The 19,223-nt window shown below is 65.6% G+C and carries 24 protein-coding genes and 1 pseudogene; 10 read left to right on the top strand and 15 right to left on the bottom strand.

Features of this window, described 5'->3' with window-relative positions:
• Nucleotides 1–20: 20 nt before the first annotated feature.
• The 3 genes and pseudogenes from CFOUR_RS01775 to thiD all read left to right on the top strand — a co-directional run.
• Nucleotides 21–1,850: a GTPase gene (locus tag CFOUR_RS01775; protein WP_290179746.1), complete on the top strand. Its 1,830-nt coding sequence runs from the start codon at nt 21–23 to the stop codon at nt 1,848–1,850.
• Nucleotides 1,843–3,435 (top strand): GTPase, encoded by a 1,593-nt coding sequence (locus tag CFOUR_RS01770; RefSeq protein ID WP_085956797.1) that lies wholly within the window; start codon nt 1,843–1,845, stop codon nt 3,433–3,435. Before CFOUR_RS01775 ends, CFOUR_RS01770 begins: the two co-directional genes overlap by 8 nt.
• Nucleotides 3,436–3,457: 22 nt before the next feature.
• Nucleotides 3,458–4,267: pseudogene (gene thiD / locus CFOUR_RS01765) on the top strand (bifunctional hydroxymethylpyrimidine kinase/phosphomethylpyrimidine kinase); the annotation flags it as partial.
• A gap of 31 nt (nt 4,268–4,298) precedes the next feature.
• Here thiD and CFOUR_RS01760 read toward each other — a convergent pair.
• On the bottom strand, nt 4,299–4,925 hold the full coding sequence (locus tag CFOUR_RS01760; RefSeq protein ID WP_435383878.1) for a PTS sugar transporter subunit IIA: 627 nt from the start codon (nt 4,923–4,925) through the stop codon (nt 4,299–4,301).
• Between CFOUR_RS01760 and CFOUR_RS01755 the strand changes: the two genes are divergently transcribed.
• Nucleotides 4,920–5,081, top strand: a complete 162-nt coding sequence (locus CFOUR_RS01755; RefSeq protein ID WP_290179743.1) for a hypothetical protein — start codon at nt 4,920–4,922, stop codon at nt 5,079–5,081. The two genes, CFOUR_RS01760 and CFOUR_RS01755, sit on opposite strands and share 6 nt — an antisense overlap.
• Nucleotides 5,082–5,099: 18 nt before the next feature.
• Here the strand turns inward: CFOUR_RS01755 and glmS are convergent, their stop codons facing one another.
• The 13 genes from glmS to rpsJ form a co-directional block, all read right to left on the bottom strand.
• Nucleotides 5,100–6,965, bottom strand: a complete 1,866-nt coding sequence (glmS, locus tag CFOUR_RS01750; protein WP_085956800.1) for a glutamine--fructose-6-phosphate transaminase (isomerizing) — start codon at nt 6,963–6,965, stop codon at nt 5,100–5,102.
• A gap of 138 nt (nt 6,966–7,103) precedes the next feature.
• Complete coding sequence (locus CFOUR_RS01745; protein ID WP_085956801.1) at nt 7,104–9,200, bottom strand: PhoX family protein; 2,097 nt, start codon at nt 9,198–9,200, stop codon at nt 7,104–7,106.
• 169 nt (nt 9,201–9,369) lie between these two features.
• Nucleotides 9,370–9,654 (bottom strand): 30S ribosomal protein S17, encoded by a 285-nt coding sequence (rpsQ, locus tag CFOUR_RS01740; protein ID WP_085956802.1) that lies wholly within the window; start codon nt 9,652–9,654, stop codon nt 9,370–9,372.
• Nucleotides 9,655–9,656: 2 nt separating this feature from the next.
• Nucleotides 9,657–9,896, bottom strand: a complete 240-nt coding sequence (gene rpmC, locus CFOUR_RS01735; protein ID WP_085956803.1) for a 50S ribosomal protein L29 — start codon at nt 9,894–9,896, stop codon at nt 9,657–9,659.
• Nucleotides 9,896–10,312 carry a 50S ribosomal protein L16 gene (gene rplP / locus CFOUR_RS01730; protein WP_085956804.1) on the bottom strand — a complete coding sequence of 139 codons (417 nt, stop codon included), beginning with the start codon at nt 10,310–10,312 and terminating at the stop codon, nt 9,896–9,898. Before rplP ends, rpmC begins: the two co-directional genes overlap by 1 nt.
• Before the next feature lie 3 nt (nt 10,313–10,315).
• Nucleotides 10,316–11,053: a 30S ribosomal protein S3 gene (gene rpsC / locus CFOUR_RS01725; RefSeq protein ID WP_085956805.1), complete on the bottom strand. Its 738-nt coding sequence runs from the start codon at nt 11,051–11,053 to the stop codon at nt 10,316–10,318.
• On the bottom strand, nt 11,053–11,412 hold the full coding sequence (rplV, locus tag CFOUR_RS01720) for a 50S ribosomal protein L22 (RefSeq protein WP_070475001.1): 360 nt from the start codon (nt 11,410–11,412) through the stop codon (nt 11,053–11,055). The genes rpsC and rplV overlap by 1 nt, the downstream gene beginning before the upstream one ends.
• A 3-nt stretch (nt 11,413–11,415) precedes the next feature.
• On the bottom strand, nt 11,416–11,691 hold the full coding sequence (gene rpsS / locus CFOUR_RS01715) for a 30S ribosomal protein S19 (protein ID WP_038588258.1): 276 nt from the start codon (nt 11,689–11,691) through the stop codon (nt 11,416–11,418).
• 16 nt (nt 11,692–11,707) lie between these two features.
• Complete coding sequence (rplB, locus tag CFOUR_RS01710; protein ID WP_085956806.1) at nt 11,708–12,541, bottom strand: 50S ribosomal protein L2; 834 nt, start codon at nt 12,539–12,541, stop codon at nt 11,708–11,710.
• A gap of 42 nt (nt 12,542–12,583) precedes the next feature.
• Entirely contained in the window at nt 12,584–12,889 is a 306-nt protein-coding gene (rplW, locus tag CFOUR_RS01705; protein ID WP_070475003.1) for a 50S ribosomal protein L23, read from the bottom strand.
• Entirely contained in the window at nt 12,890–13,567 is a 678-nt protein-coding gene (gene rplD, locus CFOUR_RS01700; RefSeq protein ID WP_085956807.1) for a 50S ribosomal protein L4, read from the bottom strand.
• Nucleotides 13,564–14,220 carry a 50S ribosomal protein L3 gene (gene rplC, locus CFOUR_RS01695; protein ID WP_085956808.1) on the bottom strand — a complete coding sequence of 219 codons (657 nt, stop codon included), beginning with the start codon at nt 14,218–14,220 and terminating at the stop codon, nt 13,564–13,566. Before rplC ends, rplD begins: the two co-directional genes overlap by 4 nt.
• Nucleotides 14,221–14,256: 36 nt before the next feature.
• A complete protein-coding gene (rpsJ, locus tag CFOUR_RS01690; RefSeq protein WP_034997227.1) occupies nt 14,257–14,562 on the bottom strand; it encodes a 30S ribosomal protein S10 in 306 nt (101 codons plus the stop codon).
• A gap of 585 nt (nt 14,563–15,147) precedes the next feature.
• Between rpsJ and CFOUR_RS01685 the strand changes: the two genes are divergently transcribed.
• The 6 genes from CFOUR_RS01685 to CFOUR_RS01660 are packed head-to-tail and all read left to right on the top strand — an operon-like array spanning nt 15,148 to nt 18,433.
• Nucleotides 15,148–15,684 carry an Asp23/Gls24 family envelope stress response protein gene (locus CFOUR_RS01685; protein ID WP_085956809.1) on the top strand — a complete coding sequence of 179 codons (537 nt, stop codon included), beginning with the start codon at nt 15,148–15,150 and terminating at the stop codon, nt 15,682–15,684.
• 3 nt (nt 15,685–15,687) lie between these two features.
• Nucleotides 15,688–15,990 (top strand): hypothetical protein, encoded by a 303-nt coding sequence (locus CFOUR_RS01680; protein WP_085956810.1) that lies wholly within the window; start codon nt 15,688–15,690, stop codon nt 15,988–15,990.
• A gap of 56 nt (nt 15,991–16,046) precedes the next feature.
• Nucleotides 16,047–16,247: a hypothetical protein gene (locus tag CFOUR_RS01675; RefSeq protein ID WP_085956811.1), complete on the top strand. Its 201-nt coding sequence runs from the start codon at nt 16,047–16,049 to the stop codon at nt 16,245–16,247.
• A complete protein-coding gene (locus CFOUR_RS01670) occupies nt 16,247–17,227 on the top strand; it encodes an Asp23/Gls24 family envelope stress response protein (RefSeq protein WP_085956812.1) in 981 nt (326 codons plus the stop codon). Before CFOUR_RS01675 ends, CFOUR_RS01670 begins: the two co-directional genes overlap by 1 nt.
• Nucleotides 17,211–17,876, top strand: a complete 666-nt coding sequence (locus CFOUR_RS01665; RefSeq protein ID WP_290179727.1) for a hypothetical protein — start codon at nt 17,211–17,213, stop codon at nt 17,874–17,876. The genes CFOUR_RS01670 and CFOUR_RS01665 overlap by 17 nt, the downstream gene beginning before the upstream one ends.
• Nucleotides 17,873–18,433 carry a hypothetical protein gene (locus CFOUR_RS01660; protein WP_085956814.1) on the top strand — a complete coding sequence of 187 codons (561 nt, stop codon included), beginning with the start codon at nt 17,873–17,875 and terminating at the stop codon, nt 18,431–18,433. Before CFOUR_RS01665 ends, CFOUR_RS01660 begins: the two co-directional genes overlap by 4 nt.
• Here CFOUR_RS01660 and CFOUR_RS01655 read toward each other — a convergent pair.
• Nucleotides 18,430–19,122: a hypothetical protein gene (locus CFOUR_RS01655; protein WP_085956815.1), complete on the bottom strand. Its 693-nt coding sequence runs from the start codon at nt 19,120–19,122 to the stop codon at nt 18,430–18,432. The genes CFOUR_RS01660 and CFOUR_RS01655 overlap by 4 nt on opposite strands.
• Nucleotides 19,123–19,223 lie beyond the last annotated feature (101 nt).

Below are 19,223 nucleotides of genomic sequence, written 5' to 3'. Positions count from 1 at the left end.
CATCTGCCAGAATGGGACGGGTGAATGCTCCCGTCTCAACGCCAGATGTCCTCAACGCTGTCCGCGACGTGCGCGATGCCGTCGCGGGCACTTCTTTGCCTGTCGACGTCGCTTCCGAAGCCCGCGCCATAGTCAATCAGCTCGACGACTATGTGCTGCCGCGGCTGGCCAACCTTGATGCACCCCTGCTCGCCGTGCTCGGCGGCTCCACCGGCTCCGGCAAATCCACACTGGTCAACGCGCTGCTGCGGGAGCGCGTTTCCAATCCGGGCGTGATCCGCCCCACCACCCGCCAGCCGGTGCTGGTGGCCAACCCGTCCGACGCGGACTGGTTCAACTCCCCGCAGGTGCTTCCGGGCCTCGCGCGCTCCCATGGCGCCGGCGACGAGCGCTCCGCCACGCTGCGGGTTGTGGATACTCCCCGCATCCCCGAGGGCCTCGCGCTTCTCGACGCCCCGGATTTCGACTCCATCGACGACGCCAACCGCGCACTGGCTTCCCAGCTGCTCGCGGCGGCAGACCTGTGGATCTTTGTCACGACCCCGGCGCGCTACGCGGACCAGCTGGTGTGGAACTTCCTCAACGACGCCGCCGGCCGCGGCATCGAGGTCGCGGTCGTGCTCAACCGCCTCGACGACAAAGCCGCCGAGACCGTGCCGGACGACCTGCGCCGCATGATGAACGAGGCCGGCCTTTCCCAAGCCACGGTGTTCACCGTGCCCTTTGTGGCCGATCTCGGCGGTGAGCAGACCGGCGAGTTTCTCAACGAAGAGTTGCTCGCCCCGCTGCACGACTACCTGACCACGTTGGCCGAAGACACCGTCGCGCGCCGCGACGTGGCCGGCAAGACTGTCGCGGGCGCGGTGGAAAACGCACTTGCGCGCGTGGACGCGCTGGTGGGCCGACGCGAGAGCCAGGAAGACTTTGCCAACCAGTTGGACCAGGCCATCCACGAGCTCTACACCGCGGCCAACCGCCACGTCATCGACGCCACCTCCGACGGCAAACTGCTGCGCTCCGAGGTGATGGACCGCTGGCAGGACGTCGTCGGCACCTCCGACGTGTTCCGCGGCTTCGAGCGCTGGTTCTCCAGCGCTATGGACAAGGTGGGCAGCTTCTTCACCGGCGAGCCCGCCCCGTTGCGCGAAGTGGAAACGGAAATCGAGACCGGCCTGCACGCCGTGATCGTGGACGCCGCGGAGACCGCGGCCTCGCGTGCCTGGTCCCACACCGGCGCAGTGGCCCCGCAGCTGCGCGCGGACGCCGACCCGGCGCTGGCCCGCGCCAGCGCGGATATCTCCGATCAGGCCGCCCAGCTTGTACGGGCCTGGCAGCAAGACATGGTCACGCGCATCCAGGACACCGCGGGCGACAAGCGGCAGCGCGCCCGCCTGATGTCCTTCGGCCTCAACTTGGTCACCGTCGCGCTGATGCTGGCGGTGTTCGCATCCACCGCCGGCATCACCGGCGGCGAAGTGGCCATCGCTGGCGGCTCCGCCGTCGTGAGCCAAAAACTGCTAGAGACCATCTTCGGCGAAGACACCGTGCGCCGCATGGTCACCGAGGCCCGAGAGGACTTAAACCAGCGGCTGGGCGAGCTCTTCGCCGCAGAGCGCGACCGCTACCACGTCTTCACCGATCCCCTGCTGGAGGGCGCGTCGGCCGAGCAGCTGCGCGACGCCTCCGCGCAGGCGAAGCGGGCGGTCAACGTCAAGCTCCTCGGCATCGCGGACACGCCGCAGCTGCCCGCAGTGCAGGACGATGTTGCGGAAAGCTTCGAGCGCGGCACGCTGCGCGGCCTGTTCGACCAGCTGCGCGGCAATTTCGGCAAGGGGGACGGCAATGTTTAAGAAAAAGCCGGGACTTTCAGAGCGGCTTGAGGCGCTGGAAGAGGCCGCGCAGATCGGTGCACCGTACCTGTCTTCTACAAACCGCGAGGGGCTTGAGCGCGTGGCGCGCGCCGGCGCGGAGCGGCGTGCGCTGTCCGGCGACCACACCGTTGTCGGCTTCTTCGGTGCCACCGGATCCGGCAAGACCTCCCTGTTTAACGCCGTCGTCGGCGAGGACCTGGGCAAGGCCGCCGCGCGGCGGCCCACCACCTCCTCGCCGCTGGCCGCCATTTGGGAACCGGACGGGTCTGAAGAGCTGCTGGACTGGCTGGGGGTGGAGGATAGGCGCGCCCGCCCGGGCGAGTTCGCCCGCGGCGCTGGCCCGCTGATCCTGCTGGACCTGCCGGACTTCGACTCCGTGGAGGCGTCGAACCGCGCGGTCGCGGAGCGGCTCGCCGGCCAGGTGGACGTGCTGGTGTGGGTTTCCGATCCGGAGAAGTACGCCGACAGCGTCATCCACGACCAGTTCATCCGCCCCCACGCCAACCACTCCGCGGTCACGCTCGCGGTGCTAAACAAGTCCGACCTGCTCGCCGCCCACGACGTGGGCACCGTTGCGGACTCATACGCGGGGCTGCTGCGTGACGACGGCCTGTCCAACGTCCAGGTCGTCGCCACCTCCACCCTTTCCGGAGCGGGCGTCGAGGACCTGCGCGGAGCAATCGCCCGGGTGGCCAAAGCGCACACCGCGCAAACGGCTCGCATCGAGGCAGACATCCGTTCGGTGGCGCAAGGTTATGCCGGCGCAAGGGGTGCCGGAGGCGTCGACAAGCACGCGAAGCGCGACATGGACGCCGTGCTCGCGCAGGCGGCCGGCGCCGAGCGCATCGCAGACACCACAGCGGCGGCCTACCGCAAGCGGCTGCGAGAGCGCACCGGCTGGCTGCTCACCTCCTGGATTACCCGCTTCAAGCCCGACCCGCTGCGCCGGCTGGGGCTGCGCGAAGCACCCGACGAGCTGGGCGTGCACCGCACCTCCATGCCAGAGCTCGACGCCGCCTCCAAGGCCGTGGCCAACCGCGGCGTGCGCGACTACGCAGCCGAAGTGGCCGACGGCCTGCCACAGGAGTGGTCCGCCGCAGTGGCCGACCGCGCCGAAGAAGTCTCCACCGGGCTTCCGGCAGAGCTGGACCGCGCCGTCGCCCGCGCCTCGCTGCCCGCGGAGCCGTCGAAGGGCTGGTCGCTTTTGACCGTGGTCCAGTGGTTCGCCCTGCTCGCCGCGCTGGTGGGCGTGCTGTGGTACCTGCTGGTCGCATTCGTGCCGGGCGTGCTCACTCCCCTGCTGGGCACCGACCTTGTCCCCGACGTGGAGGGCTGGCCCATCCCGACGCTGTTGATCATGGCGGGCCTGCTCACCGGACTGATCATCGGGCTGATCAGTGCGGTCTTCGGTGGGATGCTCGGTGCCGGGGTGAAGCGGCGCACTCGCTCCGCAGTGCAGAAGCAGGTCGCGGAGGTCTCCCAGACCGCGGTGGTGGATCCTCTCCTGGCGATTCGTCAGGACTACTCGCGCTTCGCCGAACGTATCGCCCTCGCCGCCGGATAGTTTGGCGGTACGGTCGGCGGGCATGGCACGCATCCCGAGAGTTTTGTCCATCGCCGGCACCGACCCCACCGGAGGGGCAGGTGTCCAGGCCGACCTGAAATCCATCGCCGCCGCCGGCGGCTACGGCATGAGCGCCATCACCGCGCTGGTAGCGCAGAACACCCAGGGAGTGCGCGAAATTCACACGCCCCCGCAGCAGTTCCTGCTCGCGCAGCTCGACGCGATCTTCGACGACGTCGAGGTCGACGCGGTGAAAATCGGCATGCTGGGCGACGCGCAAACCACCCGCACCGTCGCCGAATACCTGGCAGCCCACCCCGTGCCGGTCGTGGTGGTGGACCCGGTGATGGTGGCCACCTCCGGCGACCGGCTGCTCACCGAAGATGCCGAGGAGGCGCTGCGCCAACTCATCCGCGACCACGCCACCGTAGTCACCCCCAACCTGCCGGAGCTGGCCGTGCTCACCGGCGCGGCGGTGCCTCATTCCTTCGGCGAAGCAGTCGCCGCCGGGCGCCAGTACGCCACTAAGGCTGGCGTGCAGGTACTGGTCAAAGGCGGCCACCTCAACGGCGACCGCGCCTCCAACGCGCTCATCTCCCCCGACGGCGAAACCCATGTCGCCGAGGTGGCGCGCGTGGACACGAAAAACACCCACGGCACCGGGTGCTCGCTATCGTCCGCGCTGGCCACGCGTATGGTGCTCGATACCACCCCCGATGCGCTCGCCTGGGCTTCGCAGTGGCTGCACGAGGCGATCGCCCACGCGGACGAGCTCAGCGTCGGCCGCGGCCACGGCCCCGTGCACCACTTCCACCGCCTCTACCGCCTGGCCGGCGGGGTGTAGCCGGCGGTTTCAGCGCTTTTTAGACCGCGGTCGAGCCCGCCGCGTCTTTGGCCTCGCCCTGCGCCACCGGCTTCGGCTCCACGGCGAACAGCGGCTCGCCGGCGGCCACGTCGCCAGGCAGCAGCAGCGCCGGGATGACGTCGCCGACCTTCTTGGATTTCGAGACCACCACCGGCGTGGTCGTTTCATAGCCCGCCGCCTCAATGGCCTCAATGTCGAAGGTGGCCAGCAGCTGGCCCGCGCTGACCTCGTCGCCCTTGTTCACATGCGCCGTGAAGTGCTCGCCCTTCAGGTTCACGGTGTCGAAGCCGATGTGCATCAGCACATCCACCGGCTTGCCGTCGCGGCCTGTGCCGCGGATGGCGTAGGCGTGGCCGGACGGGAAGGTCACCGCCACCTTGCCGTCGATCGGCGAACGCAGCTCGCCTATCGACGGCCTGACGGCCACCCCCTCACCGAGCTTGCGCTGCGCGAACATCGGATCCGACACGTCGGACAGGGCCACGGCCTCGCCGGTCAGCGGGGAGATGACGGGCAGCGCATCCGTAGATGCCTCGCGCGGGGAGTCGTCCAAGGCGGCTGCCGCGGCCGCATCGGCGCGCGTGTCGCCCGTGGTGTCCGGGTCGATGGAGCCACGCTGGTGCACCAGCTGGCGGCGCGCGGGCTCGACCGCAGCGGGATCGCCGCACTCGGCGAGGACGACTGGCGCGCGATCTTGTCCTTCGCGGCGCGCGCTGCGGCAATCACCGTCTCACGCACCGGCGCCCAGCCCCCGTATTTGAGGGAGCTGGGCGCCGAGTAGACCGCAGTTCGGTGGTGCTTACTCCACCGTCACGGACTTAGCCAGGTTGCGCGGCTGGTCCACGTTCAAGCCGCGGGCTTCTGCCACCGAGCAGGCGAAGATCTGCAGCGGGATGGTGGACAGCAGCGGCTGCATCAGGCCGGCGGACTGCGGGATGCGGATGATGTGGTCGGCGTAGGCCTCCACGTCCGTGTCGCCTTCCTCCGCGATCACGATGGTCACGGCGCCGCGGGCACGAACCTCCTGGATGTTGGAGACGACCTTGGCGTGCAGGTTATTGCGGGAGCGCTTGGACGGCACGATGATGAACACCGGCTGGCCTTCCTCCACAAGCGCGATCGGCCCGTGCTTGAGCTCGCCGGCCGCGAAGCCCTCGGAGTGCAGGTAGGCGACCTCCTTGAGCTTTAGAGCGCCTTCAAGAGCGACCGGGAAGCCCACGTGGCGGCCCAAAAACAGCACGGACTTCGCGTCCGCCATGTCCTGGCCCAGCTGCTTGACCTGGTCTTCGTTGTCCAGGACGCGCTGGATCTTGTCCGGCATCTCCTGCAGCTCGTCCACAATCTGGCGGATCTCGTCGGCGTATTTGTCGCCGCGCACCTGCGCCAGGTAGAGGGCCAACAGGTACGCGGCCACGATCTGGGAGATGAACGCCTTCGTCGAGGCCACAGCGATCTCCGGGCCCGCGTAGGTGTACAGGGAGGCGTCCGCCTCGCGCGGGATGGACGAGCCCACGGTGTTGCAGATGGCAATCACCTTCGCGCCCTGCTCGCGGGCGTGGCGCACCGCCATGAGGGTGTCCATGGTCTCGCCGGACTGGGACACGGCCACCACGAGGGTGTGCTCGTTGACAATCGGGTCACGGTAGCGGAACTCGTGTGCCAGCTCCACCTCCGTCGGGATGCGGCACCAGTGCTCGATGGCGTAGCGCGCCACCTGACCTGCGTAGGAGGCGGTACCGCAGGCGACGATGATGATCTTGTTGATGGAGCGCAGCACCGACTCGTCGATACGCAGCTCGTCGAGGGCGAGCTTGCCCTCCTCGTCGTAGCGGCCGTAAAGGGTGTCGCGGACGGCGGAAGGCTGGTCGTGGATCTCCTTTTCCATGAAGGAGTTGTAGCCACCCTTCTCGGCTGCGGTGACGTCCCACTCGACGGTGAACGGCTTTGCGGTGGCCGGGGTGCCGTCGAAGTCGCAGACCTCGTAGCTGTCGGCGGTGAGGGTGACAATCTGGCCGTTGTCCATCTCCACGGCGTCGCGGGTGAACTCGATGAAGCCGGCGACGTCGGAGCTGAGGAAGTTCTCGTCCTCGCCCACGCCGATGACCAGCGGAGAGTTCCAGCGCGCGGCGACGATGCGGTCCTGGTGGTCCGCGTGGATGGCCAGCAGCGTGAAGGCACCCTCCAGGCGCTGCGCGGTCAGCTGCATCGCGCGGGTCAGGTCGCCGTCGGTCTCCTTGTCGTAGATGTCCAGCAGCAGCGTGCCGGCAACTTCGGTGTCGGTTTCAGACTTGAAGGTGTAGCCCTTCTCTACGAGCTCCGCCTTGATGTGCGCGAAGTTCTCGATGATGCCGTTGTGGACGACTGCCAAACGGCCGTCGCCGACGACGTGCGGGTGGGCGTTGGCGTCCGTCGGGCCGCCGTGGGTGGCCCAGCGGGTGTGACCGATGCCCAGGTTGGATGCCGGAATGGGATTGTCCGCAATCTCAGCTTCCAGGTCAGCGACCTTGCCCGCTTTCTTCCGGCATTCGATTGTGCCGTCGTTGACCACGGCCACACCCGCCGAGTCGTAACCGCGGTACTCGAGGCGGCGAAGGCCCTCGATAATGACATTTTTGGCGTCGCGCTCATTCGCTCCGACGCCTACGTATCCAACGATTCCACACATGAGTCAAAAGTTTACAGAACGTGCGGCGAAACTCTGTGGTCGAGAACCCGGTAGGCGGGGTAAAAACTAGGTAAACAACGGCGAAACCCCGCCTCCGAGCCAACCGAAAGGCGGGGTTTACAGAGCGAAGAGGGGTGCTTAGGCCTTTTCCATACCGATCTTCTGACCGTCAGTGCGGAACACCTGAGCAACCGCCGGGCGCGGAACAGCGTTGCCGCCGTCCGGCCAGTGGGAAGCCGGCTTTTCAAAGGTGGCGTCGTCCGCCTCGCCCGGGTGCTGGACGTTGACCATCACGAGCTCGTCGGTCACGATCGGGCCGCAGGTCTCCGCCGCCACCGGCACGGTGAGGAAGCACAGCACCTGTCCGCGGTTCTCCCCCTCCAAACCCACGGCGTACAGGCCATCGTTAGTGCCGAGCGCGTTGCCGTCGGTGGAGATCCACAGGTTGCCGTGAGTGTCGAACGCCAGGTTGTCCGGGCAGGAAATCGGGGAAACCTGCTCCTTGGGGAAGCCGCCGAAGTAGGTCGACGCCGCCTTCGGGTCGCCGCATACCAGCAGCAGGTTCCACTTGAACTCGGTGCCCGCGTAGTCGTCGTCGAACTCCATGACCAGGCCGTTCTTGTTCTCGCGGATCGGCGCGTACTCGGTGACGTCTTCCTTGCTCTTCTTGGCGTTCTCGCCTGCAGCGCCGCGGTACTTGTTGTTCGTCAACGCGACGTAGAGCTTGCCGTTGACCGGATTGACCTGGAAGTCCTCCGGGCGGTCCATCTTGGTGGCGCCGGCTGCGTCCGCCGCGAAGCGGGTGTAGATCGCCACCTCCTCGCCGGTGAAGCCGTCGACGTGGGACTCGGCGGTGCCGTCCGCGTGTGCGGTCAGCAGCGGAATCCACGTGCCGTTGCCGTCGAAGTTGCCGTCCTTGGGCAGGTCGCCGTCGCCGGTGATCTCGCCTGCCGGCGAGTTGCCCTCCAGGTTGGCCACGTAGAGGGTGCCCTCGTCGAGGATGGTCATGTTGTGCTCGACATCGCCGTCTTTGACCTTCTTGGACGAGACGAACTTGTAGATGTACTCGAAACGGGAGTCGTCGCCGGAGTAGCACACCACGGTGCCGTCCTTGTCCACGTGGACGTTGCCAGCCTCGTGCTTGAAGCGGCCCAGCGCCGTGTGCTTGACCGGGGTGGATTCCGGGTCGTACGGGTTGATCTCCACCAGGTAGCCGAAGCGGTTGAACTCGTTCGGCTCCTTGGCAAGGTCGAACCGGTCGTGCAGGCGCTCCCACTTACGCTGAGACGCCTCCTCCGCCACGCCGAAGCGCTTCACATCTTCGGCAGCGCGCTCGCCGGTGACGGCCTTGGCGTTGGCCCAGTACTGGTCGATGTTCTCCTCGCCGGATAGGAAGGTACCCCACGGGGTCACGCCGCCGGAGCAGTTGTTGAAAGTGCCGAAGACTTTGGTGCCGGTCGGATCAGCGGAGGTCTTGAGCATCTCGTGACCCGCTGCCGGGCCGACGATCTTGAACTCGGTCTCGCCGGTGATACGGCGGTTCAACGGGCCGAACTCGCGCTTGAGCTCGCCAGTCTTGGCGTCGCGGGAGACCTCGAGGACGGTGTGGCCGTGGCTGGCAATGCCGATATTGATCTGCTCGTCCGTCGGGTTCTCCGGATCGTAGTTCGGCAGCATGTGCGGCTCGGTGGAGTACTCGTGGGAACAGACGTAGACCATGCGGTCCTTGTCGGTCGGGTGCTCCATCAAACCAGCGAAGTCATTGTTGAAGCCGAACTGGCGGGCGGCGGCAGCCGCAGTCTGGTTCTGCGGGTCGAACGCGGGAGCGTCCTCGTACACCGGGTCACCCCACGCGATTAGGACGGAGGTGGCGTAGCCGGCCGGAACGACAACCTCGTCCTTTTCGTTCGGCTGCACACCTTCGAAGCGCATGCCCGCAGCCGGGCGAATCTCAGCCTTGGCGGTGGCGGTCGAGGTAGCGGTCTCGGACACGGTGCTGGTGGCCTCCGTGTCCGTGTCGTCGACGCCGCAGGCGGCCAGCAGTGCGCCGCCGCCGAGGGTCACCGTGCCGGCGCCGAAGGCCTTGAGCACGCCGCGGCGTGACATCAGGTCGCCGAAGTACGGGTTGTCGGAGGTGTTGGTGCACTCACCGGCGCAGGCGTTGCCGCACTTGTAGGTGCAGGTCAGTGCAGAGCGCTTCGACTGGAACAACAGGTTCAAACCCTTTAAAGGCATTGCTTCTCCCCGAGAGATACGGAAACAGACATTGACCCACAAGACACTAGGAGACACGTGTTAACGTACGCCGACTTCTAGGTGAACAAAGCGCGAATTGCACCCCAAATACGAAAGCACCCGCCCAACACGGGGTTGGACGGGTACGTCGTCGAAAAGCGCGCTGCGTTTAGCGTGCCTTCTCGATGATCTCGACGAGACGGAAGTGCTTGTCCTTGGACAGCGGACGCGTCTCCTCGATCAGGACGAGGTCGCCGACACCGGCGGTGTTTTCCTCGTCGTGTGCCTTCACGCGGGTGGTCGTACGCACGATCTTGCCGTACAGGGCGTGGGACTTGCGGTCCTCAACCTCGACGACGATCGTCTTGTCCATCTTGTCGGACACAACGTAGCCACGACGACGCTTCTGCACTGCCTTGACCTTGGTGTTCTCAGTCACGTTTGCCTCACTCATGGTTATGCCTCAGCTCCCGTGGACTCCGGGACGACGGACAGGCCGAGCTCACGCTCGCGGAGCACCGTGTAGATGCGAGCGATGTCGCGCTTCACGGTGGAGATGCGGCGGTTGTTGGTCAGCTGGCCGGTCGCGAGCTGGAAGCGCAGGTTAAACAGCTCTTCCTTTGCCTCGGTAAGGCGGGTGCGCAGCTCGTCGTCGTTGAGCTCGCGGAACTCAGATGCGGGGGTACCGGTTGCCATTAGAACTGGTCCTCCTTCTTGATCACGCGGACCTTGCACGGCAGCTTCGCGCCAGCGCGGCGCAGAGCCTCAAGTGCAGTTTCCTCGTTGGGGTAGGACATTTCGAAAAGGATGCGGCCAGGCTTGACGTTGGCCACCCACTTCTCCACCGGGCCCTTACCGGAACCCATACGCACGCCGAGCGGCTTCTGGGTCAACGGACGGTCCGGGAAGATGTTGATCCACACCTTGCCGCCGCGCTTGACGTGGCGGTTGATGGCGATACGTGCGGACTCGATCTGGCGGTTGGTGATGTACGCCGGCTCGAGTGCCTGAAGGCCGTAGTCGCCGAAGGTGATCTTGTTGCCGCCCTTGGAAACGCCCGTGCGGTTCGGGCGGTGCTGGCGGCGGTACTTCACGCGCTTAGGGATGAGCATGAATTAGCCCTCCTTCTTCTGCTCTGCACGCTGACGACGCTGGCCGCCGCGGCGCGGGCGACGGTCGCCTCGGCGATCGTGCTTCGGAGCGTTCAGCTCAGACTCGCGGACACCGCCCACGACGTCACCCTTGTAGATCCACACCTTGACGCCGATGACGCCGAAGGTGGTGTGTGCTTCTGCCGTGCCGTAGTCGATCTCCGCGCGCAGCGTGTGCAGCGGAACGCGACCCTCGTGGTAGCGCTCGACACGGGACATTTCCGCGCCGCCGAGACGGCCGGACGTCATAACCTTGATGCCCTTGACCTGCGGGTTGCGCATCGCGGACTGGATGGCCTTACGCATGGCGCGACGGAACGCGACACGGTTGACCAGCTGCTCGGCGATGGACTGCGCAACGAGCGTTGCGTCGGCATCGATGTTCTTGACCTCGATGATGTTCAGCGCCACCATCTTGCCGGTGAGCTTCTCCAGCTCGCGGCGGATGCGGTCAGCCTCAGCGCCACGACGGCCGATGACGATGCCCGGACGAGCGGTGTGGATGTCCACACGCACGCGGTCGCGGGTGCGCTCGATGACAATGTCGGAGATGCCAGCGCGCTCGAGGTTCTTCTCGAGGTACTCGCGGACCTTGATGTCTTCGGCGACGTAGTCGGCGTAGTTCTTGTCGGCGTACCAGTGGGACTTCCAGTCGGAAGTGATACCCAGGCGCAGGCCGTGCGGGTGAATCTTCTGGCCCATTACTTGGCCCCTTCCTTGGACTCGACAACAACGGTGATGTGGGAGGTGCGCTTCCGGATCTGGAACGCACGGCCCTGGGCGCGCGGCTGGTAGCGGCGCATGGTCGGACCCTCGTTTGCGTAGCACTCGGAAATGACGAGCGTGCGCGGGTCCAGGCCGAAGTTGTTCTCAGCGTTGGCGGCTGCGGAGGCGACAACCTTCGCAACGTCCTTTGCAGCACCCTGCGGTGCGTACTTCAGGATCGCGAGGGCCTCGGCAACGTCCTTGCCGCGGACGAGAGCCAGCACGCGGCGGGCCTTCATCGGCGAGACGCGGACGAACTTGGCAGTCGCGGATGCAGTGGTGATTGTGTCAGCCATTGCTTATCGACGTCCCTTCTCTGCCTTCACGTGACCCTTAAAGGTCTTGGTTGGTGCAAACTCGCCGAGCTTGTGGCCGACCATGGACTCGTCGACGAACACCGGCACGTGCTTGCGTCCGTCGTGGACGGCGAAGGTGTGACCGATGAAATCGGGGAGAATGGTCGAACGGCGCGACCAGGTCTTGATGACCTGCTTGGTGCCTGCCTCGTTCTGAGCGTCCACCTTGTTGAGGAGGTGCTCATCGACGAACGGGCCTTTCTTCAGGCTACGTGGCATGTCTGTTTACCTCCTCTTAGCGCTTCTTCGAGCGGCGGCGCCGCACGATCATGTTGTTGGAATAACGGTTCGGGTTGCGGGTGCGGCCTTCCTTCTGACCCCACGGGGACACCGGGTGACGGCCACCCGAGGTCTTGCCCTCGCCACCACCGTGCGGGTGGTCGACCGGGTTCATGACCACACCACGCACGGTCGGGCGCCAGCCCTTCCAGCGCATACGGCCAGCCTTGCCCCAGCGGATGTTGATCTGGTCGGCGTTGCCGACCTCGCCAACGGTCGCGCGGCAGCGGATGTCCACGCGGCGGATCTCGGAAGACGGCATACGCAGCACTGCGTAGTTGCCTTCCTTACCCAGCAGCTGAATGGACGTACCAGCGGAGCGGGCCAGCTTGGCGCCAGCGCCCGGCTTGAGCTCCACAGCGTGGATGGTCGTACCGGTCGGGATGTTGCGCAGCGGCAGGTTGTTGCCAACCTTGATATCCGCGTTTGCGCCGGACTCGATGACGGTGCCCTGCTTCAGGCCCTTCGGGGCGATGATGTAGCGCTTCTCGCCGTCGTAGTAGTGCAGCAGCGCGATGTTCGCGGTGCGGTTCGGGTCGTACTCGATGTGAGCGACCTTGGCCAGCACGCCGTCCTTATCGGAGCGGCGGAAGTCGATCACGCGGTAGCGACGCTTGTGGCCGCCGCCGCGGTGACGGGTGGTGATGTGGCCGTGAGAGTTACGGCCGCCCTTCTTCGGGAGCGGGCGCAGCAGCGTCTTCTCCGGGGTCGAGCGAGTGATCTCGTCGAACGCGGAAACGGAGCTGGCACGGCGACCCGGAGTTGTCGGCTTGTACTTACGAATAGCCATAGTTGTTCCTTATCTATCGTCCTCTTCGCTGTGCGATAGCCGTTAGGCCGTCGCACCTCCGAAGATGTCGATGGAGTCGCTGCCCTCGCGGAGAGTGACGTAGGCGCGCTTGGTGTCCTTGCGCTGACCGTAACCGGTGCGGGAGCGCTTGCGCTTGCCCTCGCGGTTAGCGGTGTTCACCGAAGCGACGTCGACGCCGAAGATCTGCTCCACGGCAATCTTGATCTGGGTCTTGTTGGCCGACGGAGCGACGAAGAACGTGTAGGTGTTCTGCTCCATCAGGCCGTAGCTCTTCTCGGAGAGCACGGGCGCGATGATGATGTCGCGCGGGTTCGCGATCTTAGCCATTTACTTCTCCTCCTCAGCCGTCGCTGCCGCGCCGGCGGATACAGCCGCGGACTCGCGGTTGATGAAGGTGTGCAGCGCCTCGACCGAGAACACGACATCGTCTGCGTACAGCACGTCGTATGCGTTCAGCTGAGCCGGCTCAATGACGTGGACGCCCGGCAGGTTCCTTGCGGAAAGGCGGGAGTTCTGGTCATCACGGCCGATCACGAGCAGAACGGACTTGCGGTCCGTGAGGCGCTCGATGAAAGCGCGTGCGGACTTGGTCGACGGGGTCTGGCCCGGAACCAGGTCCTCCACGATGTGGATGCGCTCGTTCTGTGCGCGGTTGGTCAGGGCGCCTGCGAGGGCAGCCTTGATCATCTTCTTCGGGGTGCGCTGTGCGTAGGAACGCGGCTGCGGACCGTGCACAGTGCCACCGCCAGCGAAGTGCGGCGCACGGGTGGAACCCTGGCGAGCGCGGCCGGTGCCCTTCTGGCGGAACGGCTTCTTGCCGCCGCCGGAGACCATGCCGCGAGTCTTCGTCGCGTGGGTGCCCTGGCGTGCGGCAGCAAGCTGTGCGTTCACAACCTGGTGCATCAGCGCCACGGAAGCCTCGCGGTCGAAGTACTCGGCCGGGAGATCGACGGAGCCCTTGGTGGCTCCGTCAGCGGTGTGGACGTCAAGCGTCAGGTTCGTCATGCGTGAGCACCGCCCTTCACTGCGGTCTTGACGGTAACAACGGAACCCTTCGCGCCCGGGATGGCGCCCTTGATCAGGATGAGGTTGTTGTCGCCGTCGATGCGTTGGATCTTCAGGTTCTGGGTGGTAACGCGGTTACCGCCCATGCGGCCTGCCATGCGGGTGCCCTTGAACACGCGACCCGGGGTCGCGCAGGCGCCGATGGAACCCACGCGGCGGTGGGCGGCCTGGTTACCGTGAGCAGCACCCTGGCCGGCGAAGCCGTGGCGCTTCATTGCGCCGGCGTAGCCGTGGCCCTTGGTGGTGCCTGCGACATCCACGTAGGTGTCGCCTTCGAAGATGGTTGCGTTGAACTCCTGGCCGAGCTCGTAGCCGGAGGTGTCGTCCATGCGGATCTCGGCAACGAAACGGCGGGGGTTCACGCCGGCCTTCTTAAAGTGGCCGGCCTGGGGCTTCTTAGCCTTACGGGGATCGATGTCGCCGTAGGCGATCTGGATGGCAGAGTAGCCATCGGTCTCAGGGGTACGGATCTGGGTGACCACGCACGGCCCAGCCTCGACGACGGTAACCGGAATGACTCGGTTGTCCTCGTCGAAGATCTGGGTCATGCCGAGCTTCTTGCCCAGAATGCCCTTGATCTGGTTGTCAGACATGTTGTTAGTTCTCCACTACTTACGTTGGGGATTGCTCTACTGGATGTTCACGTCGACGCTTGCCGGCAGGTCGATGCGCATGAGCGCGTCCACCGTCTTGGGCGTCGGGTCGAGAATGTCGATGAGGCGCTTGTGAGTGCGCATCTCGAAGTGCTCGCGAGAATCCTTGTACTTGTGGGGAGAACGAATAACGGCGTACACGTTCTTCTGGGTGGGCAACGGCACCGGGCCGACGACACGGGCACCCGTGCGGGTGACCGTCTCAACGATCTTCTTCGCAGATGCGTCGATCGCCTCGTGGTCGTAGGCCTTGAGCCTGATGCGGATCTTCTGTCCCGCCACGCTTACCTCTTCCTCGCATCCCCACGTTCAACTCTCGCTTCGCTCGAAGTTGAACGAAGTGAAACGAGAGCGAAGCGGTGGGGTTTGTAGCTTCTAGTTTCTCTATAACGTTGTCCGGGCTGGGCCCTTGGCTCAACGCCAGTGTCGTTTCTGACTGCCATGACACGTCCGGAAGGTGACCGAGCAAAAACATGCTGTTCAGTGCTTCCGCCAAGGCACGTTCGCTCAAACGCGCGCGCCTGGGTGTCAGACTCGGAAGGGTGCGTGACCCTTGCGTACTGCCGCTGTGAATTTGCCATGGCCCTTCTCCGGTTCTTCCGGTTGGAAGGTGTCATGTTTGCCGAGCCACCGGCCGGTTCTGCCCGGCCCATGTCAAGGCAACCTGGGTATTAAAACACAAGGTTGCAGGAAACACAAGCCTGCTTATCGACGTTCCTTCGGCCCGCCCCAAACTGTTGCAACTTGATATCACCTGCATTCGTCCCCGGCTCAGCGGAATATATGTGTGTACCCTTTAGACACAGACCGCGCGTTTGCCCTCGAGCACGCGCGGAAATGCACTAATTACCTGTTGAAAGGACCATCATGGCCGACAAGAACGTGAACGAGACCACGAACAACACCGCTGCGAACACCCCGGCTCAGCACTCCACCTCCACCGCTGTGGAGCCGGAGAAGGCCCGCCCGCGCAACGAGAACCTGGAGACCGAGCACGGCTCCACCGTCATCGACGACAACGTTGTGGGCAAGATCGCCGGCATCGCGGCCCGCGAGGTCTCCGGCGTGAACAACCTCGGCGGCGGCGCTGCCCGCATGTGGGGTGCTGTGCGCGAGTCCCTCACCTCCTCCTCCAACGTCCAGCAGGGCGTCAACGTGGCGGTTGAGGACGGTCACGCCTCCGTCGCAGTTGCCATCATCGCCGAGTACGGTGTCGCCATTCACGAGCTGGCAAACGCCATCCGCGAGAACGTCACTGTCGCCATCACCCGCATGACCGGCCTGATCGTGGACCGCGTTGACGTCACCGTCCACGACGTGCACCTGCCGGAGCAGGAGAACGCTGAGCAGCAGGACGAGACCAACGCTAACTACCAGGCTGTCAACCAGCCGCTCAACCAGTAAGCCATGGCGTACACCCCCGTGAGCCGCGAGGTTGCGGAGGGCGTGCGCGATGCTGCCGTCGCCGTCGACGGGGTCGCCGCGTTGCACGGCGGCCGCGTCGGCGAGATCGCGACCTACCTGCCCAATACCCGGATCGAAGGCGTAAAAGCCATATCTAGGGACGGCCGGGAGGGCTTCGAAGTCCACTTCGTCTTCGATGTCGCCTCCGGCCGCAAGGTGCAGGATGTCGCCGAGGACGTCCGCAAAGCGGTGCTCGACGCATCGGACGCGGAGTTCGTCGACGTTGTCGCAGGCGACGCGCAGTAACAGCTTGCGCAGCCACGCTGTTCGCCCAACCTCATAACCCGAAACGTGGTTTTATTATGAATCTTTTCTCTAACAAGGCACTCGCCGGCATCATCATCGGTGCCGTCATCGCCTTCTTTGTCACCTTCGGCGGCTGGCCGGGCCTGCTCTGGCTGCTGCTGTTCACCATCATCGGCGGGGTTGTCGGGGCCCAGCTCGACGGCCGCCTGGATCTGTCCGCGGCCCTGGGTAATGGCACCGGCAGAGGCCGAAGCTAATGGATAACTCCTTCTACCACGTCAGTGAGCGCACCATCGAGCGCGTGGCTGAGGTGGCAGCTGCGGCGGTGCCGGGGTGCCGGACCATCGACGCAAAACTGGCCGGACTCGCGGGACGCAGCTTCCCGCGCATCAACGCCCGGCTGGACCAAGCGACGGGCTCTGTGGCGGTGGACACCGAAATTGCCACCTCCTACCCCGCTCCGGTCGCTGCCATTACCGATGCCGTGCGCGCGACCATCATCGCGCACATTCGCACGCTGGTGGGCTTGGACGTCTCCCGCGTGAAAGTCACGGTGGCCAACGTGGAAACCCTCCCCGACACCGGCCGCGTGACCTGGGACCAGGTGGCGGAGCACGAAGCGTTCGTGATCCCGACCCCCATCGAGGTCTCTTCCACCCGCGTGGAGCACCCCGTGACCAAGCCGCGCGAGGAACTCGCCGAAATTCAGGCGCGCTCCCTCGTGGAAGACATGCGCGGCGTTGTCGTTCCTGCCCCGCTCGAGGTGGCACACCCCAACACACCTGCTCCCGTCCGCGTTGAAGGCGTGGACACTCCGGAGCCGGTGCGCACGTTCTCCCCGGAGGTACCTGAGCCGCAGCGCCTCGCTGCGATCCACACCTCCCCCACCGAGGCGCGCGTGCCGTTCCCGCCCGAGCCGATTCAGCCGTGGGCGCCGCGCTCACGCGAGGTCGTGCCCAGCCACCCGCAGTTGCCGCCGTTGCAGGCGCTCAAGCCGGTGGAGGTCGTGCGCTTCGCCCCGCCGCGCGAGGTACCTGTGCCTCGCCGCGCTCCGCTGAAGCAGATTACGGTCAACCGCCAGCCGCTTAAACCCATCACGGTGGAACCGGTCAAGCGCACGCCGATCGCTTCCGCACCGGCCCCGCAGCCGGTGGTTGTCCCTACGGCGCCCGCGCCGAAGCCGCTTAAGCAGATCACGATTGAACCGGTGGTGAAGTACTATGACCGCTCCCGCTAACGCCACGCCCGCCGTGGCTGAGCAGAGCCGCGCCGTTGGACCGCACCCGGGCGACGAGCCGCTGGGCAACCCGGCGTCCCGTTGGCTCGCGGTGCTGACCAGCCTGCTGCTGCTCGCGCTGTCCGGTGTGGCCGCTCGAGACATCTGGTACCACTTCTACGGGGACGAGTCGCTGGCTGATTCCTGGCTCGGCCGCACGTGGAACTTCCTCGGATCGTTCGCTTCCGACGTCGTGGCGGTGACGGTGGGCATCATCCTTGTGTTGCTCGGTTTGATCCTTCTGTTTTTCACATTCAAGCCGCGTCCGCACGGCTACGTGCGGGTGAACTCTCCCGCCTCTATCTGGACCCGCCCGGTGGACGTCGCCCGCAAGGCCACGTACACCACGCGCGGGGACCTCGGCGGCGAGCAGGTTCAAACGAAGGCGAACCGCAAGTCTGTGAAGGTGCAAGTCGTGGATGACGGCTCCGGCCCCGCCATGCAGGAGCGCGTGACTCGTGCCCTGAACAACGAGTTCCACGCTTTGCGCACTCCGCCAGCAGTATCGGTCAAGTTGCTGTCCAACCCGGCCACGCAGCAGGCAGCGGCACAGCGCAACACCCGCCCGGCGGCGGAGCCCGCCCCGAACACCCCGGAGGTGACGCGATGACTAAGACGCTGAGTTTCTTCAACCGCCTGATCGTCTTCGTGGTGGCTCTGCTGCTCATCGCTGCAGGGCTCATCCCGGTCGCCGAGTATTGGGACATCCCCTACCTCATCGACGCGGCTGAGTACCTCGACCGCACCCGCTTGATCGACCTGGTCGACAGTGAGGCCTACGTCACCGCGCTGATCATCGCGGCGATCGTAGCCGCGGTGCTGGGGCTGTGGATTTTGTTGGCTAACATTCGCTCCCGCGCGTTTTCCAACCGCGGCATCGTGCCGGCGGATCCGGAGCACGGCGAGACGATTGTCAACGTCCAGCGCGTCTCTGAGGCGGCCTGTGCCTCCCTGGAGCACGCGAACGAGATCCAACGCGCGTCCAGCAAGGTGGCGATGGTGGGCCAGCGCCCGACCGCTACGTTCACCGTCGTTGGTAACCCGGACTATCCCTTTGAGGATGCCGTTCGCATGATCGAGGCCGCGGACCAGGACTTCCGCATGGCCAACCACACCATGGAGCTAGACACGGTGTGGAAGCTGCACCTGGACCGAGTGACTGCCTAGCGCTCCAACAGCAGCAGCTCCTGTAATCGCCCCAGCCGACGACGCTTTCCGCCGCCGGCTGGGGCTATCACCATTTCGCGCCCAGGCGCGCATTCCTCGACTCGCTCCCAGGCCGAAGTGGTAAGCACCGTTTCGCGTCCCTGCGTCTGCCAGAGGCGAAGACGCGGTCCAAGGATGCCGCGGGTGCCGTCCGCAAACAGCAGAAGCCAGCGCGAAGACCCAATCTCGTCGCTTGCGAGACCGGAAATCCCTTTCGAGTCCGCGGTGCGGTCTGCAAACGAGCTGGCCATCTCGACGACGCCCAGCCGGTGTTCCACCCCCTCCTCATCCGCGACCACCAACGGACGGCCCGGTCCGGTTGGCCTGAGCGCGGAGTATCGCCACACGGCCGGCATCCGCTGCGGATCCTCCGCGTTGCGCGCCACAAGGCACGGTTGGCCTGCACCGTTCGAATCAGCGCCGAACCGGGTTAGCGTCACCACCATGCGCGGCTGGTCAGTAGTCAGCAGCGTGGGTGCAGCGGGCGGGCTGTCGATGAGAGCGGGATGGGAGCACCGGAGGTCGTCGAGAAGCGCCAAGAGCTCCTCCTCGGACGTCGACCAAGACATCCCGCGGTGGGCCAGCATGCTCAGAAATGCTGGCAGGGAGAGATCGGGCTGCCCCTCCCATGCGTCTTGCAGCGCGGCCATGAGACGGGGAATTCGGGTGGGATCGTGCACCCATCCAACGTAGAGCACCGCGTGCGCAAACGGGCGTCCAGACGGTTCGAACGTTGCAGAAACGACGAAAA

Source organism: Corynebacterium fournieri, assembly GCF_030408775.1.
Taxonomy (GTDB): domain Bacteria; phylum Actinomycetota; class Actinomycetes; order Mycobacteriales; family Mycobacteriaceae; genus Corynebacterium; species Corynebacterium fournieri.
Note: the sequence above shows the minus strand (reverse complement) of the source record. Positions and strands in the feature narration are given on the sequence as shown.

Coding starts and splice junctions, on each gene's coding strand:
- rplP (WP_085956804.1), bottom strand. CDS start 10,312: ATGCTCATCCCTAAGCGCGTGAAGTACCGCCGCCAGCACCGCCCGAAC.
- rpsS (WP_038588258.1), bottom strand. CDS start 11,691: ATGCCACGTAGCCTGAAGAAAGGCCCGTTCGTCGATGAGCACCTCCTC.
- rpsQ (WP_085956802.1), bottom strand. CDS start 9,654: ATGAGTGAGGCAAACGTGACTGAGAACACCAAGGTCAAGGCAGTGCAG.
- rplC (WP_085956808.1), bottom strand. CDS start 14,220: ATGTCTGACAACCAGATCAAGGGCATTCTGGGCAAGAAGCTCGGCATG.
- rplD (WP_085956807.1), bottom strand. CDS start 13,567: ATGACGAACCTGACGCTTGACGTCCACACCGCTGACGGAGCCACCAAG.
- glmS (WP_085956800.1), bottom strand. CDS start 6,965: ATGTGTGGAATCGTTGGATACGTAGGCGTCGGAGCGAATGAGCGCGAC.
- rplV (WP_070475001.1), bottom strand. CDS start 11,412: ATGGCTGACACAATCACCACTGCATCCGCGACTGCCAAGTTCGTCCGC.
- CFOUR_RS01675 (WP_085956811.1), top strand. CDS start 16,047: ATGAATCTTTTCTCTAACAAGGCACTCGCCGGCATCATCATCGGTGCC.
- CFOUR_RS01680 (WP_085956810.1), top strand. CDS start 15,688: ATGGCGTACACCCCCGTGAGCCGCGAGGTTGCGGAGGGCGTGCGCGAT.
- rpmC (WP_085956803.1), bottom strand. CDS start 9,896: ATGGCAACCGGTACCCCCGCATCTGAGTTCCGCGAGCTCAACGACGAC.
- CFOUR_RS01655 (WP_085956815.1), bottom strand. CDS start 19,122: ATGGCCGCGCTGCAAGACGCATGGGAGGGGCAGCCCGATCTCTCCCTG.
- rplB (WP_085956806.1), bottom strand. CDS start 12,541: ATGGCTATTCGTAAGTACAAGCCGACAACTCCGGGTCGCCGTGCCAGC.
- rpsC (WP_085956805.1), bottom strand. CDS start 11,053: ATGGGCCAGAAGATTCACCCGCACGGCCTGCGCCTGGGTATCACTTCC.
- rplW (WP_070475003.1), bottom strand. CDS start 12,889: ATGGCTAAGATCGCGAACCCGCGCGACATCATCATCGCGCCCGTGCTC.
- CFOUR_RS01745 (WP_085956801.1), bottom strand. CDS start 9,200: ATGCCTTTAAAGGGTTTGAACCTGTTGTTCCAGTCGAAGCGCTCTGCA.
- CFOUR_RS01685 (WP_085956809.1), top strand. CDS start 15,148: ATGGCCGACAAGAACGTGAACGAGACCACGAACAACACCGCTGCGAAC.
- CFOUR_RS01665 (WP_290179727.1), top strand. CDS start 17,211: ATGACCGCTCCCGCTAACGCCACGCCCGCCGTGGCTGAGCAGAGCCGC.
- CFOUR_RS01770 (WP_085956797.1), top strand. CDS start 1,843: ATGTTTAAGAAAAAGCCGGGACTTTCAGAGCGGCTTGAGGCGCTGGAA.
- CFOUR_RS01670 (WP_085956812.1), top strand. CDS start 16,247: ATGGATAACTCCTTCTACCACGTCAGTGAGCGCACCATCGAGCGCGTG.
- CFOUR_RS01660 (WP_085956814.1), top strand. CDS start 17,873: ATGACTAAGACGCTGAGTTTCTTCAACCGCCTGATCGTCTTCGTGGTG.